We start from the raw sequence: 13572 nt of genomic DNA on the forward strand, positions 1-13572 counted from the left end.
GTGTCCATCGCCGCAGGTCACAGCGGCCGGGCGGGCGTCAGTCCAGGTCGTCGGCACCGCCCGCGCAGCCGACCGCCGGATCCTGGGCCGTCAGCTCCAGGTCGGCCCCGTCGAGCTTGGCGGTCAATGCCGCGAGCCGCTCCTGGAGGTCGCCCAGCTCCTCCAGGCTGAGCCCGGTGGCCACGGCGATCCGGCGCGGGATCAGCGCGGCCCGCTCGCGCAGGGCCGCGCCTTTCGGGGTCGGGCGCACGGTCACCGAGCGCTCGTCCTCGGTGCTGCGGCGGCGCTCCACGCAGTCGATCGACTCAAGCCGCTTGAGAAGGGGGGACAGCGTGCCGGAGTCCAGGCGCAGCCGGGATCCGATCTCCTTCACGGGCTGCTCCCCGTGCTCCCAGAGCACCAGCATCACCAGGTACTGGGGATAGGTGAGACCGAGGTCCTTCAGGACCTCCCGGTAGACGCCGTTGAACGCGCGCGAGGCCGCGTGCAGGGAGAAGCAGATCTGCCGGTCGAGCCGGAGGATCTCCGTGCTGCGGGCGGCGTCCGGTGTCGTTGTCATGGGCTCAGGATACCCGCATTCGGGCAATTAAGTTGTGCACAACTTAATTGTGTGCTGTAGTAGTGGTCATGCGGTTCGGCCACCAGGGGTCCGGCCCGTCGACAGAGGGATGATCGCCATGAACGCGCTGTACACCGCCGTCGCCACCGCCAACGGCCGCGAGGGTCGTGCCGTCAGCTCCGACGGCCGCCTGGACCTGCCGCTGGCCATGCCGCCGGCGCTGGGAGGCAATGGCGAGGGCACCAATCCTGAGCAGCTCTTCGCTGCGGGGTACGCGGCGTGCTTCTCGAGCGCCCTCGGGCTCGTCGGCCGGCAGGCGAAGGTCGACACCAGTGAGATCTCGGTGACGGCCGAGGTCGGCATCGGCAAGGACGAGGCCGACGGTGGCTTCGGACTCGCGGTGGTTCTCCGGGTCGAGCTGCCCGAGGCCCTCGAGGGTGCGACCGGCGAGAAGCTCGTCGAGCAGGCCCACCAGGTCTGCCCCTACTCCAAGGCGACGCGCGGCAACATCCGGGTCGAGCTCGTCGTCGAGTAGCCGACCGACTTTTCACCCGCGCGACGCCTGAGAGGTCACGGTGGTGCGATGCCCGGAGCGGCCGGCATCGCACCACCGTGTTCGCGTACGGTGCTCCAGCCGCCGGTGCCGACCGTGCCCGCACTCCGTGCCGCGTCCAGCAGCCCCTGCCAGTCGGGGATCTTCACCGAGCGCCTGCCGAGGGAGCGCCCCAGCGCGGCTTCCGCGTCCTCGATGGCAAGCCAGCCCGGCCACTCGACCGGCTCGTGCCCCAGACCGCGCAGCATGGCGAGGGGTTCACCGGTCAGCGGCCGTGCCGACAGTTCGCCGGTGTCCTCGAGCAGCGAGGCCACCGTCTCCTTGGCGCACGGCCGGTTGGTGCCGATCACCCCGGTGGGCCCCCGCTTGATCCACCCGGCCACGTACTCGCCGGGTGACGGCGCCCCGTCGCGCAGCACGCGCCCGGCCTGATGGGGGACCGTCCCATGCGTCCGGTCGAACGGCAGCCCCTCCAGCGGCACTCCGCGATAGCCGACCGCCCGCAGCACCAGCTGCGCCTCGATGTCCTCGAACGTCCCCGTGCCCCGCACTCCGCCCTCGCCGTCCGGCTCCGTCCGCTCGCATCGCACACCGGCTACCCGGCCGTCCCCGCCCGCCAGCAGTTCCACGGGACGCAGGTAGAAGCGCAACCGAATGTGCCTCGCACGCGGGGGAGTTGCTCCCGTGGACGAGTCAGCCGCCCAGCCGCGGACGACCTCGACATTGCGCCGGTTCACCGCGGGCAGCGCCGAGGGGTCCGCGTATCCGGGGTCGAGTGCCAGATCCGACGGCTCGACCTCCACCGCCGCCTGGGGCAGACCGCCCAGCTCCCGCAGCTCCTTGGTGGTGAACTTCCCCTGCGAGGGGCCCCGTCTGCCGATCATGTGCACCTCGCGCACCCCGCTGGCGGCGAGCGCCCGCAGCGCCGCGCTCGGCACATCGGTGGGATGGAGCTCGGCGGCGCCGCGGGCAAGGATCCTGGTGACATCGACGGCGACGTTGCCGACCCCGAGGACCACGGCCGAACGTACGGTGCCGAGCGCGAAGCCGGGATCCGGCGAGTCGGGGTGTGCGCTGTACCAGGAGACGAAGTCGGTGGCCGAGTGGCTGCCCGGCAGGTCCTCGCCCGGCACCCCGAGCCTGCGGTCCCGCGCCGCGCCGACGCAGTACACGACGGCGTGGTACGCGTCGAGCAGCCGCGCGGGCGACAGGCCCCTGGCGCCCACCTCGACATTGCCGATGAAGCCGATCCGTTCGTCCTCCAGCACCGTCCGCAGGTTGTTCTGGAGGGACTTGATCTTCTCGTGGTCGGGTGCGACTCCGTACCTCACCAGCCCATAGGGGCAGGGGAGACGGTCGAGTACATCCACATGGACGTCCGGGACCAGGGTCTGCTGGACGAGGGCCTGAGCGGTGTACACCCCGCTCGGACCTGAACCGACGACGGCGACTCGAAGCACGACCGCGCTCCTTCCCGCAGGGGTGTCTCCAGCATGGCACCCGAATCGGCGCCCGGGGAGACTCACATCGCGCGCATACGGCTGATCTCCGCGCTCTGCTGGGCGATCACCTCGCTCGCCATCTCCGCCATCTGGACGTTCCGGCCCTGGGAGAGCACATCGGCCGCCATGGTGACCGCACCCTCGTGATGGGTGATCATCAGCTTCAGAAAGAGTGTGTCGAACGCCGTGCCGCGGGCCGCCCTCAGCTCCGCGAGCTGGGCCGCGGTCGCCATACCCGGCATCGCGCCGTGATCGTGGGCGCTCTGGCCGTGCGAGCCGTGTCCGCCTCCGCCCGTACCTGCGGTGTTGCCTTTCAGCCACGCATCCATGGCGGCGATCTCGGGCCGCTGGGCCGCGTCGATCCGTGCCGCGAGCCCCTTGAGCCGGTCGCCGGTCGCACGGCCCGGCACCAGTGCGGTCATCTGCAGTGCCTGGCGGTGATGGACGATCATCATCTGTGCGTAGTCGAGATCCGCCGCGTTCGGGTGGTTGTCGGGTACGGCCTCGCGCGCCTCGTCGGCCGACAACGTCCGCGCCGGCTCGCCGGGTTTGCCCGGTGCGACCACCAGAGGGGCACCGCCGTCGTTCGCGGACCGCGTCTTCTCCGCCCCGGCTCCTGAATCGCAGGCGCTCAGAGCGAGTACGGCGCCCACCAGGGTCGCTGCAATGCGGGGACATCTGCGGGATCTGCGGAGCGGCAACACGGCAACCTCCTGCGGTTCACGGCACGTTGATGATCAGAAGAGCTCGCTTACCCGGCCAAGTGATCAGAATCCTGCACGACGGCGCTGATTGGCTCTATTGGAATGGACATGCAAAGGGTGATACTGCCCGGGGATCCGTGAACCGTTCAATACCGAACGGGGATTACGGAGACAACGGAGCAAAGGGAGGTCCCAGTGTTCTCGTTGCACACCACCCGCATGCCGCGGCGCAGACGCACGGTCGTGGCGGCAGCCGCGGCCGGGATGCTCGCCACGCTGCTGACGGCCGGACCGGCGGCAGCCATCCCCGACCCCGGCGGCGCCCCGCACCAGGAGGCGGTGTCCGCGGCCGATCGCGCCGCCGCCAAGTCGGCCGTGGCGAACGGCGAGATACCCGGAGTGGACGAGATCGTCCACAGCGACAACCTCAAACCGCTCGTCAACATCCCCAAGGAGGCCCTCCAGGGCGCCAACTCCGATCTGGCCTTCCAGGACGGATACGCCTTCGCCGGCAACTACGACGGATTCCGGATCTTCGACATCCGCAATCCGAAGGCCCCCAGGACCGTTGCCCAGGTGCTGTGCCCCGGCTCCCAGAACGACGTCTCCGTCTCGGGCGACCTGCTCTTCCTCTCCACCGACTCCTCGCGCAGCGACAACTCGTGCAGCAGCACGACGCAGCCCGCGAGCGAGAAATCCTCCTGGGAGGGCATGAAGATCTTCGACATCAGCGACAAGAGCAACCCTGAGTACGTCGCCGCCGTGGAGACCGCGTGCGGCTCACACACCCACACCCTGGTGCCCGAGCGCCGCAACGTCTACGTGTACGTCTCCTCGTACTCGCCGAACGCGGCCTTCCCCGACTGCCAGCCCCCGCACGACGGAATCTCCGTCATCAAGGTGCCGCGCAAGACCCCCGAGAAGGCGGCGGTCGTCAACTTCCCGGTGCTCTTCCCCGGTGAGGGCCCGGACGGCGGTGGCAACCCGGGAGGCCCGACGAACCCCGGTGTCTCGAAGACGACGGGGTGCCATGACATCACCGTGCTGCCGTCGAGGGACCTCGCGGCGGGCGCATGCATGGGTGACGGCATCCTCTTCGACATCAGGGATCCCGAGCACCCCAAGGTCATCGACCAGGTCCAGGACAACGTCAGCTTCGCGTTCTGGCACTCGGCGACGTTCAACCAGCGCGCCGACAAGGTCGTCTTCACCGACGAGCTCGGCGGCGGCGTGGGCGCCACCTGCAACGAGGAGACCGGACCGAACCGCGGCGCCGACGGCATCTACGACATCGTCGGCAAGGGCGACAAGCGCAAACTCGTCTTCCGCAGCTACTTCAAGATCGACCGCCATCAGGCGAGCACCGAGAACTGCGTGGCCCACAACGGCTCACTGATCCCCGTCAAGGGCCGCGACATCATGGTCCAGGCCTGGTACCAGGGCGGCGTCTCGGTATGGGAGTTCACCAACTCCGCCAAGCCGAGGGAGATCGCCTACTTCGAGCGTGGTCCGCTGTCCACCGACACCCTCACCACCGGTGGTTCATGGTCGGCGTACTACTACAACGGCCACATCTACTCCAACGACATCGCCAAGGGCCTCGATGTGCTGAGACTCGACGACCGCCGTACCGACCCCGCGAAGCGGGTCCGGATGCACGAGCTCAATGTCCAGACCCAGCCGGACTACTTCGACCGGGACTGAGCCGACCTGCCGGCGACATCAGCGGGTACCAGCGGCACCCGCCGCGTCCCGCCGGGCGGCTCTTCGCCCGGCGGGACGCGTGGGCCGTGTCCGAGAAGTGGCGCCGTGCGCCCGGAGGGCGCCACTTCTCAGACACGGCCGAGCTCCCAGTCCAGCCCGTACCGCAGAAACAGTTCGGCCCGCAGCCGCTCCAGCGGCAGCTGCGCCCCGGGCACCACCACCGCGAACACCGCGCCCATCAGCAGCGCGCGCAGCAGCGGGTACTCGGCGTCCACGTCGGGGGAGCCGTACCGCTCGAGGGTGCCGCGCAGCAGGAACTCCAGCCGCTGCTGCTCAGGGCACCGGACGAAGCCCTCCTCCTGGAGGATCCCGGCCATGTGCGCGCGCAGCAGCACCGGCCGGTCCACGGCGAGTCCGAGCACCGCGTCGATCGCGCGCGCGAGGCATTCGTTCCCGTCGTCCGTACGGGGCTCGCGCTCCAGAGCGGCTTCCAGCGTCAGATGCATCAACCGGTGCACCGCCGACTGGAAGAGCTGCCGCTTACCCGTGAAGTAGTACGAGACGAGGCCGCGTGCCGATCCGGCACGGTCGGCGATGTCACCCAGGGTCGTCGCCGCGTAACCGCGTTCCCCCACGAGGTCCACGGTGGCCTGCAAGAGGCGCTCACGGGAACGCCGCCGCAGTTGTTCATTGACCGATGCGCTCCGCGGGGACATGCTTGACTCCTGCGTTGACTGGCTTCCAGCCAATATACTCAGCGCGAATCGCCGCGCTGTGCCTGCGTACCTGGTCAGCGGCGGTGACTGGCCCGACCGGGCGACGCGGGGGATCGCCCGGTCCGGTCGGACGTCTCATCTCCGCGCGCCGGGTCCCGGCGTCCCCGACCCGCCACTGCCGAACCGTTCGTACGACGCTATGGCGAGGGCCACCACGCAGATCCCCAGCAGCCAGCCGCCGACCACGTCCGTGAACCAGTGCACCCCGAGATAGAGCCGGGTGAAGCCCACCCCCAGCACGGAGACGGCCGCGACGAGGACCGCGGCCCACCAGACGCGGGGCCCCACGCCCTCCCGCCCGAGCAGCCACAGCACCAGCCCGCAGACGACCGTCGCCGTCATGGCATGCCCCGACGGGAAGGCGGCGTACTGGGCGGTGTCCAGGGGCTGCTCCCAGTGCGGTCGCTCGCGACCCACCGCGGACTTGAGCGACTGCTGCACCAGGGTGCCCAGGGCACTGGCGCCGGCCACCCAGAGTGCCTGCAGCCGCTCCCCGCGCCACAGCAGCAGGATGACCGCCGCGGCCAGCAGTGCGCGTATCGTCCACGGATCCCAGACCCAGTTGCTGAGCACCCGGTTGGCCTCGGTGAAGCCGGGTTCGGTGAGCGCCGAGTGGTGCAGCGCCCGCGCGATCGCGACGTCCAGCGACAGTAGCGGCGTCCACGCGGTGGCGACCAGCACCAGCAGAACCAGCGACAGAGCGGCGGCCACCGAGGCCGTGAGCGCGGTGGCGGAGACGGGGGCAGGCGTGCGGGTGGGCCGGACAGGAGACTGCATGGAACCGATCCTTGCCCACGATGACCGACCTAAGCTATCCGAGCGCCCTCAGCCCGGGAACGAATGCCACGAGCAGCGGAACGACGGGCACCAGCGCCGCCGTCGCGGTCAGACGGAGCCGGTGGCCCGCGGTGAGCCGGGGGGCCGGTGCCAGCAGCCGGTTGACGCGCTGCGGCAGCTGGGCGTCCGCTGTGGGGCACGGACCGAACACCCCTCGGTGTTCGTTCAGCTCGACGAGCGCCAGGGCGATGGTGAGCCGGCCGAACCTGCGCGACGCGGCATCGTCCGCGGCCAGCTCCACCAGCCGGTGCATCTCGTCCCGGAACGCGGCGAACACCGGGACCTGGGGGAAGCCGTTGGCGAGCGCAGCCGACCAGTGCAGCAGCCAGTCGTGGCGCGCACGGGCGTGACCCTGCTCATGGGCGAGCACCGCATCGAGCTGACGGCCCTTCAACCGCCGCAGCGCCGCAGTGGTGACCACCAGTTGGGGTGCCGCACCCGGAAGCCACCAGGCATCGGGTCGCTCACCTTCCAGCAGCACCATGGGCTCACCGCCCGGGTCCTCTCCCGGCAACAGAGGGGCGCGCACGAGGAGTTCGGCCCGGCGCCGGTTGCGCCGGGTGTGCGCCCGGTACACCTCCTGGGCCAGCATCGCCCCCGTCCAGAGCCCGCCGCACGCCAGTACGACCGCGAGTACCGCGGACCAGGGGCCGTGCGCCCCGAGCGCATAGGCCTCCACCACGCCATGCGGGGCGGGCGCGAACACCTGGCCCCGTACGGCCTGCCAGGCCGCGGCAGCACTGAACGTCATGGAGAGCGCGAAGCTCAGCAACACGGCCGCCACCACGCACTGCCACACCCACAGGGCCACCACAGGCTCGCGCTCCGGCCAGTCGGCCCGCGACATCAGCCGCGGGGCCAGGACGGCGGCCAGTGCGCCGAGCAGGAGCAGCGCAAGCGAGACCATCATGGAGTCAGCCTATGAGCGCGGTACTACCGCCGGGTATGGCCTCACGTGCCAAGTGACGTACGACACGGTCGCACCCGTGGCGCGTCAGACGGTGAGCAGCATGGCCACCATGGCCACCCCCATCGACACCCGGCAGGCCAGCGCGAGCTCGGGCCGTGCTCCCCAGGCCGGAGCCACGGCTCCCGACGGTGCCGCCACCGGCACCAGCCTCGCCCCGGAACGCAGTACGAACACCACGAAGTACCCCAGCAGCACTCCCGTCAGCAGGGGGACACCCCCGGCGCCCGCGTGCCCGGTGTGCGCCCCCGTGCCGGGTGCCATCGTGAGCGCCATGTACACCATGGCCAGCGAACCCACCAGATGATGCGGATGGTGCGAGCCACCGCCCGCACGACGGAGTGCCCACAGGCCCCGCAGCCCCGTAGCCGTGAACACGGCCGCGTAGATCTGCCAGGCCCATGACGGCGGTGGCGCGATCGTGGCAGGCAGGGCCATCGCGGCCATCCCGAAGCCCATCGCCGCCTCGCCGCCCGCCGCCCCGCGCTCCTCACCCGCACTGCTGCGCATCCTGAGCACGCAGTAGGCGCCCGACGCGGCGCACAACGCGACGAGTAACCAGGCCGAGAACGCCGTACCGTGCACCGGGCACCTCCCCGCTCGACGGTGTCGAGGGATGTGATGCCCCAGGTGCGCGCGCACATGCGAGCGCACAGGCGTACACGGGGGCACGGCACCGGCGCCCGGTGTCAGGGCCGGTACCGCAGAGGATGGTCGTCGGGTACTTCGACCACGGCGATCCGCACCCCGTCCGGATCCCTCACCCACATCTCCACCAGGCCCCACGGCTCTCGTTGGGGCGGCTGTTCGACCGTGGCGCCGTGTGACAGGACGTGCCCGTAGGCAGCCTTGGCGTCCGAGACCTGGAGCCACAGCGAGACACCGGGCGCGGGCGCGGTGTCGGAGCGCCCGGAGATCTCCAGGAAGCCGCCGCCGAGGAAGTAGACCGTCCCGCGCTCGGGTCCGGTGCCGAACTCCCGGTAGATCTGGAGGCCGAGTACGTCCTCGTAGAACCGCCGGGACCGGTCCGGATCCGTCGGCCGCAGCAGGATGCGGCTACTCAGCACGTGCATCATGGTCAGCACAGTAGACGGCGCATGCGCGATCGGAGATCCGACACATGGACTCCGCATCGACGTAGGAGCCCGCACGGCTGACCTTCCGCGACGGGACCGAGGCCGACGCCCCCGTCCAGGGGCGCGGGTCTCGGCCGGCAGATCATCGCCGAGGCGGAGCGCAGTGCGCGGAGGCCTGGGGTGCACGGGAGATGCACATGACGGTGATAGCGGTACACGAGGAACTGTCGCCTGGCACGAGCGGCGCGGCTACCGCCGTACGGGAAAGATGACGCCCTTTCCCGTACGGCAACGAGCGCTTCGGACCGCCCAAGCGCGACGACCTCAGGTTCGAACTGCTGGTGAAGGACCTCGGCTGAGGGGGCGCGGCTGACGGGGCGGGCGCGGCTCAGGCCGTGAAACGGCCCGTCAGCCGGATCTCCGGGTAGTCCGTGGTCGCGCCGTCCAGCTCCAGTGCGCGCACCAGGCGCAGCTGGGGCTGGGTGTTCACGACCCAGCCGATGACCTTGAGCCCCTCGCCGTGCGCGTGCTCCACGGTCTCCAGGGTGAGCCTGCGGATGTTGAGGGCGAGTGTGGCGGCGCCCACCGCCTGTGCGCGCTCCACCACATCGCTGCCCCAGCGGCTGGCGACCAGGACCGTGCGCACTCCGGGCACCAGCGAGGAGATCTCCGCGATCGCCTCGTCGTGGAAGGACGACACCTCCACCCGCTCGGTCAGGTCGCGCTTGAGCATCACCTCGGCGAGCGTCCGCGCCGCGGCGGCATCCTTGATCTCCGCCTGGAGGGGAGCGCGCACGGCGTCCAGGACCTCCTCGAAGACCGGGATGCGCTCGCCCCGCCCCGCGTCGAGCTCCCGGAGCTCGGCGAGCGTCTTCTCGGCGACCGCCCCGGTGCCGTCGGTCGTGCGGTCCACGTCCGCGTCGTGCATGACGACGAGGGCGCCGTCCTTGCTCAGTTGCAGATCGAGCTCGATGACGTCCATACCCGTCTGCTGGGCGCGGACGAAGGAGCTGAGGGTGTTCTCCGGTTCGACACCCATGACCCCGCGATGACCGATGGTGAGGAAACTCAAGATCTTCTCGCTTCCGTCGATGGTTCGGGCTCGGGCTCGGGTCGCTTACGGCACGGCCTGGGCGCAGCCTAATAGCCCGCGTGCGTTGCGTAACCGGTCGTGCACTCGTGCGTGGGCGAGTCCTCCCGGGCTTGACGGGATCCGGACCGCGGGGGCCGACATCACTCGAACTGCCCAGGCATGGATTCCGGCCATCGGGGAACGTCTATCCGGGTCGCCGTGGTCGGCGCGGCCGTGGAGGCGGCATCGGGGTCTCCCGATCCGTCCCTGCTCTCACTCGCCGCAATCATCACGTCGCCATGTGTAGATGACCGGAAATTCTGCGGCTGCTCCGGGGGTAGGGCAGGACAATTTCCCAAGGTCACACTTGTAGTCGGGAGACACGCTTGTATACGCTGTCTTGACGCGAGTTTCTCCCGTGGAGGAAGTGAAATGACGGAAATCCTTGTGCAGGGCGCCAACGGTAGCGAAATAGCCACCGCAGGACGAGTGGTCGAGCACCCGGCCTGGCGGACGCTCAAGGATGCCGTGGAGGAGATCCGGCCCTGGCAGTCCAAGGACGGCTCGATCGACTTCGACGCCGAGGACGCCCCGGTCCGTGCCGCCGCCGAGTTCGCCGTCGAGCGGATCATCGGGGCGGTCGAGGAGCTCTCCCCGCTGCTGCCGCAGGACGCCGCATACCACGCGGCGCTCGTCGGCGACCTGAAGAAGTGGGCGGACACCGCCTTCGAGGTGCCCGACTTCCTTGACTCGCTGCTCGCGTTCCAGCCGGCCGCGGACCGCCAGGACGGCCTCCAGCACCTGGTCGTCTTCCCCATGTACACACAGAACGGCAACCCGGACCGCAACCTCGAAGCGGTCGTGCTGCGCATGGTCTGGCCGGAGTGGCTCGCCGAGCTCGAGGCCACCCGCTACGACAACCCGCTGTTCTGCGGCATCGCCTTCGAGGACTTCACCGCCGGGTACGACACCAACTCGGCCGTGCTGTTCCCCGAGACCATCGCCGTGCGTGAGGCCCCCGAGCGCTTCAGCTGGGGTGGCATCTTCTGCGACCGCGAGGCCGCCCGCTTCCGCCGGGTCACCGACGCGGCCGTCGACATCCTCGGTGTCGACCTGCCCGAGGACATCGCCGCCATGGTCCACGACCAGGAGCGCTGCGAGAAGGCCTTCGTCCTGTGGGACATGATCCACGACCGCACGCACAGCCACGGCGACCTGCCCTTCGACCCGTTCATGATCAAGCAGCGCCAGCCGTTCTGGATGTACGGCCTGGAGGAGCTGCGCTGCGACCTCACCGCCTTCAAGGAGGCTGTGAAGCTCGACGCCGAGGGCAACGAGCACGGCCGCGACGTGCAGTACGCGGTGCTCTTCGACCGTATGTTCCGCTTCCCGCTCTCGGGCGACCGCGTGCGCAACTACGACGGTCTGGGCGGCCAGCTGCTCTTCGCGTACCTCCACAAGCACGACGTCATCCGCTGGACCGACAACAAGCTGCGCATCGACTGGGAGCGGGCTCCCGAGGTCACCAACCAGCTCTGTGGTGACATCGAGCAGCTGTACCGGGACGGCATCGACCGCCCGAAGCTGGTCCACTGGTTCAAGGCCTACGAGCTGGTCTCCACCTACCTCGCCCCGCACCCCGGCTCCCGCTGGGCCAAGGGCCCCGACGCCCTGGATCTTTCGCAGCCGCCGCGCAAGCTGGTCGACGACGTGCTTCCGGACGAGTTTCCGCTCAGCATGTTCTTTGAGGCGCTCTCCAAGAAGATGAAGCACGTGATCGCCTCCACCAAGGGGATCACGGCGGAGAACGCCGAGCGAGCTGCCGCGTGAACATTCGTACCGAGGAGACCGACACCATGAAATCGAACGGCAACGGGGCGCTTGACGGTGCCGTGATCGCGGTGGCGGGCGCGGCCGGGCCCGCAGGCCGCGCCACCCTGCTGCGGCTCGCCGAGGCCGGAGCGGTCGTCGTGGCCGCCGACGCCGACACCGAGCGGCTTGCCGAGGCGGTGGACGCCGCCCGGTACGCGCACGGCGGTGCGACCGTCACCGGGGACACGGTCGATCTGCTCGACCTGAACGCCACCCGGGAGTGGGCGAACCAGACGGAGAAGGAATTCGGCCGGGTCGACGGTCTGGTCCACCTCGTCGGCGGCTGGCGCGGGAGTGCCACCTTCGCCGAGACGGAGCTCTCCGACTGGAACCTCCTGGAGAAGCTGCTGATCCGTACGGTCCAGCACACCTCCCTCGCGTTCCACGAGGCGCTCAGGCGCAGTGACCGGGGCCGGTTCGTCCTGGTCAGCCAGTCGGGTTCGGCCAAGCCCACCGAGGGCAACGCCGCCTACGCCGCGTCGAAGGCCGCGGCCGAGGCCTGGACCCTCGCGCTCGCCGATGCCTTCCGCAAGGCCGGGGGCGATGAGGGCCCGCAGGCGGCGGCTGCCATCCTGATGATCAAGGCACTGGTGCACGACGCCATGCGGGCGGAGCGCCCCAATGCGAAGTTCGCGGGCTTCACGGACGTCAAGGAACTGGCCGAGGCCATTGCCGGGGTCTGGGACATGCCCGCCCAGGAAGTGAATGGACAGCGTCTGTGGCTGACCCCCAAGCCGTGAGCCGGTCGAAGCACCTGACCACGGATGCCCGTCGGCATCACGACCCCGAGGTACGCGGCTTCGCCAGCGACAACTACGCGGGTGCGCACCCCGAGGTGCTGGCCGCGCTCACCCTCGCCAACGGAGGCCACCAGGTCTCCTACGGCGAGGACGAGTACACGGACCACCTCCAGCGGATCATGCACAGCCACTTCGGTTCGTCCGCGGAGGCATTCCCGGTGTTCAACGGCACCGGCGCCAACGTCGTCGCGCTCCAGGCGCTCACAGACCGCTGGGGCGCGGTGATCTGTGCCGAGTCCGCGCACATCAACGTGGACGAGGGCGGCGCGCCCGAGCGGATGGGCGGCCTCAAGCTGCTGACGGTCCCGACGCCCGACGGAAAGCTCACGCCCGAGCTGATCGACCGGCAGGCGTACGGCTGGGACGACGAACACCGCGCCATGCCCCAGGTCGTCTCGATCACCCAGAACACGGAGCTCGGCACGGTCTACACCGTGGATGAGATCCGGGCGATCGTCGACCATGCGCACGGCCTCGGGATGAAGGTCCACCTCGACGGTGCGCGGATAGCCAACGCGGCGGCCTCGCTGGACGTGCCGATGCGCGCGTTCACCAACGCGGTCGGCGTGGACGTCCTGTCGTACGGCGGCACGAAGAACGGGATGCTCTTCGGCGAAGCCGTGGTGGTCCTCACCCCGGACGCCGTCAGCCATATGAAGCACCTGCGCAAGCTGTCCATGCAGCTCGCCTCCAAGATGCGTTTTGTCTCGGTGCAGTTGGAGGCGCTGCTCGCCAAGGACCTGTGGCTGCGCAACGCCCGGCACGCCAACGCCATGGCGCAGCGCCTGGCCGAGGGCGTAACGGCGGTCGACGGGGTGGAGATCCTCTACCCGGTGCAGGCCAACGCGGTCTTCGCGCGCCTTCCGCACGAGGTGAGCCGGCGTTTGCAGGAACGCTTCCGCTTCTACTTCTGGGACGAGGCGGCGGGCGATGTCCGGTGGATGTGCTCGTTCGACACCAGGGAGGACGACGTGGACGCCTTCCTGCTGGCGCTGAAGGAGGAGATGGCCCGCTGAGGGCCGGCCTCCCCAGGTTTTCCGCTCATCACCCTTGAGGGGCCGGCCGCCGCCCCCGGCCCGGCGGCCCCCCGCGCGCACCACCCGCCCCCCCCGCCCAGCCCCCCCCCGGGCGGGCCCGCCAGCGCGCGGTC

The 13572-nt window shown here is 70.0% G+C and carries 14 protein-coding genes and 1 pseudogene; 6 read left to right on the top strand and 9 right to left on the bottom strand.

All coding sequences use genetic code 11. The features are described from left to right. Positions 1-37: 37 nt before the first annotated feature. A complete protein-coding gene (locus tag ABZ532_RS19455) occupies positions 38-559 on the bottom strand; it encodes a MarR family transcriptional regulator (protein ID WP_361284693.1) in 522 nt (173 codons plus the stop codon). Positions 560-677: 118 nt separating this feature from the next. Between ABZ532_RS19455 and ABZ532_RS19460 the strand changes: the two genes are divergently transcribed. Then, complete coding sequence (locus tag ABZ532_RS19460; RefSeq protein WP_361284696.1) at positions 678-1094, top strand: organic hydroperoxide resistance protein; 417 nt, start codon at positions 678-680, stop codon at positions 1092-1094. Between the two features lie 35 nt (positions 1095-1129). Here ABZ532_RS19460 and ABZ532_RS19465 read toward each other — a convergent pair whose 3' ends face one another. Together ABZ532_RS19465 and ABZ532_RS19470 are read right to left on the bottom strand one after the other, a co-directional pair. Further along, on the bottom strand, positions 1130-2572 hold the full coding sequence (locus ABZ532_RS19465) for an FAD-dependent oxidoreductase (protein WP_361284699.1): 1443 nt from the start codon (positions 2570-2572) through the stop codon (positions 1130-1132). 62 nt (positions 2573-2634) lie between these two features. After that, a complete protein-coding gene (locus ABZ532_RS19470; RefSeq protein WP_361284765.1) occupies positions 2635-3270 on the bottom strand; it encodes a DUF305 domain-containing protein in 636 nt (211 codons plus the stop codon). A gap of 267 nt (positions 3271-3537) precedes the next feature. On the opposite strand from ABZ532_RS19470, the gene ABZ532_RS19475 reads away from it, so the two are divergent. After that, a complete protein-coding gene (locus ABZ532_RS19475) occupies positions 3538-5022 on the top strand; it encodes a hypothetical protein (RefSeq protein ID WP_361284768.1) in 1485 nt (494 codons plus the stop codon). 128 nt (positions 5023-5150) lie between these two features. Here the strand turns inward: ABZ532_RS19475 and ABZ532_RS19480 are convergent, their stop codons facing one another. The 5 genes from ABZ532_RS19480 to ABZ532_RS19500 all read right to left on the bottom strand — a co-directional run bounded on the left by ABZ532_RS19480 (position 5151) and on the right by ABZ532_RS19500 (position 8678). After that, positions 5151-5738 (bottom strand): helix-turn-helix domain-containing protein, encoded by a 588-nt coding sequence (locus ABZ532_RS19480; RefSeq protein ID WP_361284702.1) that lies wholly within the window; start codon positions 5736-5738, stop codon positions 5151-5153. A gap of 135 nt (positions 5739-5873) precedes the next feature. Continuing rightward, positions 5874-6575 (bottom strand): phosphatase PAP2 family protein, encoded by a 702-nt coding sequence (locus ABZ532_RS19485; protein ID WP_361284705.1) that lies wholly within the window; start codon positions 6573-6575, stop codon positions 5874-5876. Between the two features lie 34 nt (positions 6576-6609). Continuing rightward, positions 6610-7545, bottom strand: coding sequence for a M56 family metallopeptidase (locus tag ABZ532_RS19490; RefSeq protein WP_361284708.1), 936 nt, complete (start codon positions 7543-7545; stop codon positions 6610-6612). An 84-nt stretch (positions 7546-7629) separates the two neighbouring features. Next, complete coding sequence (locus ABZ532_RS19495; RefSeq protein ID WP_361284711.1) at positions 7630-8187, bottom strand: DUF5134 domain-containing protein; 558 nt, start codon at positions 8185-8187, stop codon at positions 7630-7632. Between the two features lie 104 nt (positions 8188-8291). Then, the gene (locus ABZ532_RS19500; protein WP_361284714.1) at positions 8292-8678 is read right to left on the bottom strand and encodes a VOC family protein; all 387 of its coding nucleotides are present in this window, start codon (positions 8676-8678) and stop codon (positions 8292-8294) included. A gap of 111 nt (positions 8679-8789) precedes the next feature. Here ABZ532_RS19500 and ABZ532_RS19505 point away from each other — a divergent pair. Further along, positions 8790-9037 (top strand): annotated as a pseudogene (locus tag ABZ532_RS19505) (GNAT family N-acetyltransferase); the annotation flags it as partial. A 29-nt stretch (positions 9038-9066) separates the two neighbouring features. Here the strand turns inward: ABZ532_RS19505 and ABZ532_RS19510 are convergent. After that, the gene (locus ABZ532_RS19510; RefSeq protein ID WP_361284717.1) at positions 9067-9750 is read right to left on the bottom strand and encodes a glycerophosphodiester phosphodiesterase family protein; all 684 of its coding nucleotides are present in this window, start codon (positions 9748-9750) and stop codon (positions 9067-9069) included. Between the two features lie 432 nt (positions 9751-10182). On the opposite strand from ABZ532_RS19510, the gene ABZ532_RS19515 reads away from it, so the two are divergent. From ABZ532_RS19515 to ABZ532_RS19525, 3 genes are read left to right on the top strand one after another with little or no spacing between them, the layout of a single operon-like run. Then, the gene (locus ABZ532_RS19515; RefSeq protein WP_361284720.1) at positions 10183-11580 is read left to right on the top strand and encodes a DUF6421 family protein; all 1398 of its coding nucleotides are present in this window, start codon (positions 10183-10185) and stop codon (positions 11578-11580) included. Between the two features lie 26 nt (positions 11581-11606). After that, positions 11607-12362 carry an SDR family NAD(P)-dependent oxidoreductase gene (locus tag ABZ532_RS19520; protein ID WP_361284771.1) on the top strand — a complete coding sequence of 252 codons (756 nt, stop codon included), beginning with the start codon at positions 11607-11609 and terminating at the stop codon, positions 12360-12362. A gap of 14 nt (positions 12363-12376) precedes the next feature. Further along, on the top strand, positions 12377-13438 hold the full coding sequence (locus tag ABZ532_RS19525) for a low specificity L-threonine aldolase (RefSeq protein WP_361284774.1): 1062 nt from the start codon (positions 12377-12379) through the stop codon (positions 13436-13438). Positions 13439-13572 lie beyond the last annotated feature (134 nt).

The sequence above is a fragment of the Streptomyces sp. NPDC019396 genome (assembly GCF_040632375.1).
Taxonomy (GTDB): Bacteria; Actinomycetota; Actinomycetes; order Streptomycetales; family Streptomycetaceae; genus Streptomyces.

Coding starts and splice junctions, on each gene's coding strand:
- ABZ532_RS19455 (WP_361284693.1), bottom strand. CDS start 559: ATGACAACGACACCGGACGCCGCCCGCAGCACGGAGATCCTCCGGCTC.
- ABZ532_RS19480 (WP_361284702.1), bottom strand. CDS start 5,738: ATGTCCCCGCGGAGCGCATCGGTCAATGAACAACTGCGGCGGCGTTCC.
- ABZ532_RS19460 (WP_361284696.1), top strand. CDS start 678: ATGAACGCGCTGTACACCGCCGTCGCCACCGCCAACGGCCGCGAGGGT.
- ABZ532_RS19515 (WP_361284720.1), top strand. CDS start 10,183: ATGACGGAAATCCTTGTGCAGGGCGCCAACGGTAGCGAAATAGCCACC.
- ABZ532_RS19520 (WP_361284771.1), top strand. CDS start 11,607: ATGAAATCGAACGGCAACGGGGCGCTTGACGGTGCCGTGATCGCGGTG.
- ABZ532_RS19475 (WP_361284768.1), top strand. CDS start 3,538: ATGCCGCGGCGCAGACGCACGGTCGTGGCGGCAGCCGCGGCCGGGATG.
- ABZ532_RS19490 (WP_361284708.1), bottom strand. CDS start 7,545: ATGATGGTCTCGCTTGCGCTGCTCCTGCTCGGCGCACTGGCCGCCGTC.
- ABZ532_RS19500 (WP_361284714.1), bottom strand. CDS start 8,678: ATGATGCACGTGCTGAGTAGCCGCATCCTGCTGCGGCCGACGGATCCG.
- ABZ532_RS19485 (WP_361284705.1), bottom strand. CDS start 6,575: ATGCAGTCTCCTGTCCGGCCCACCCGCACGCCTGCCCCCGTCTCCGCC.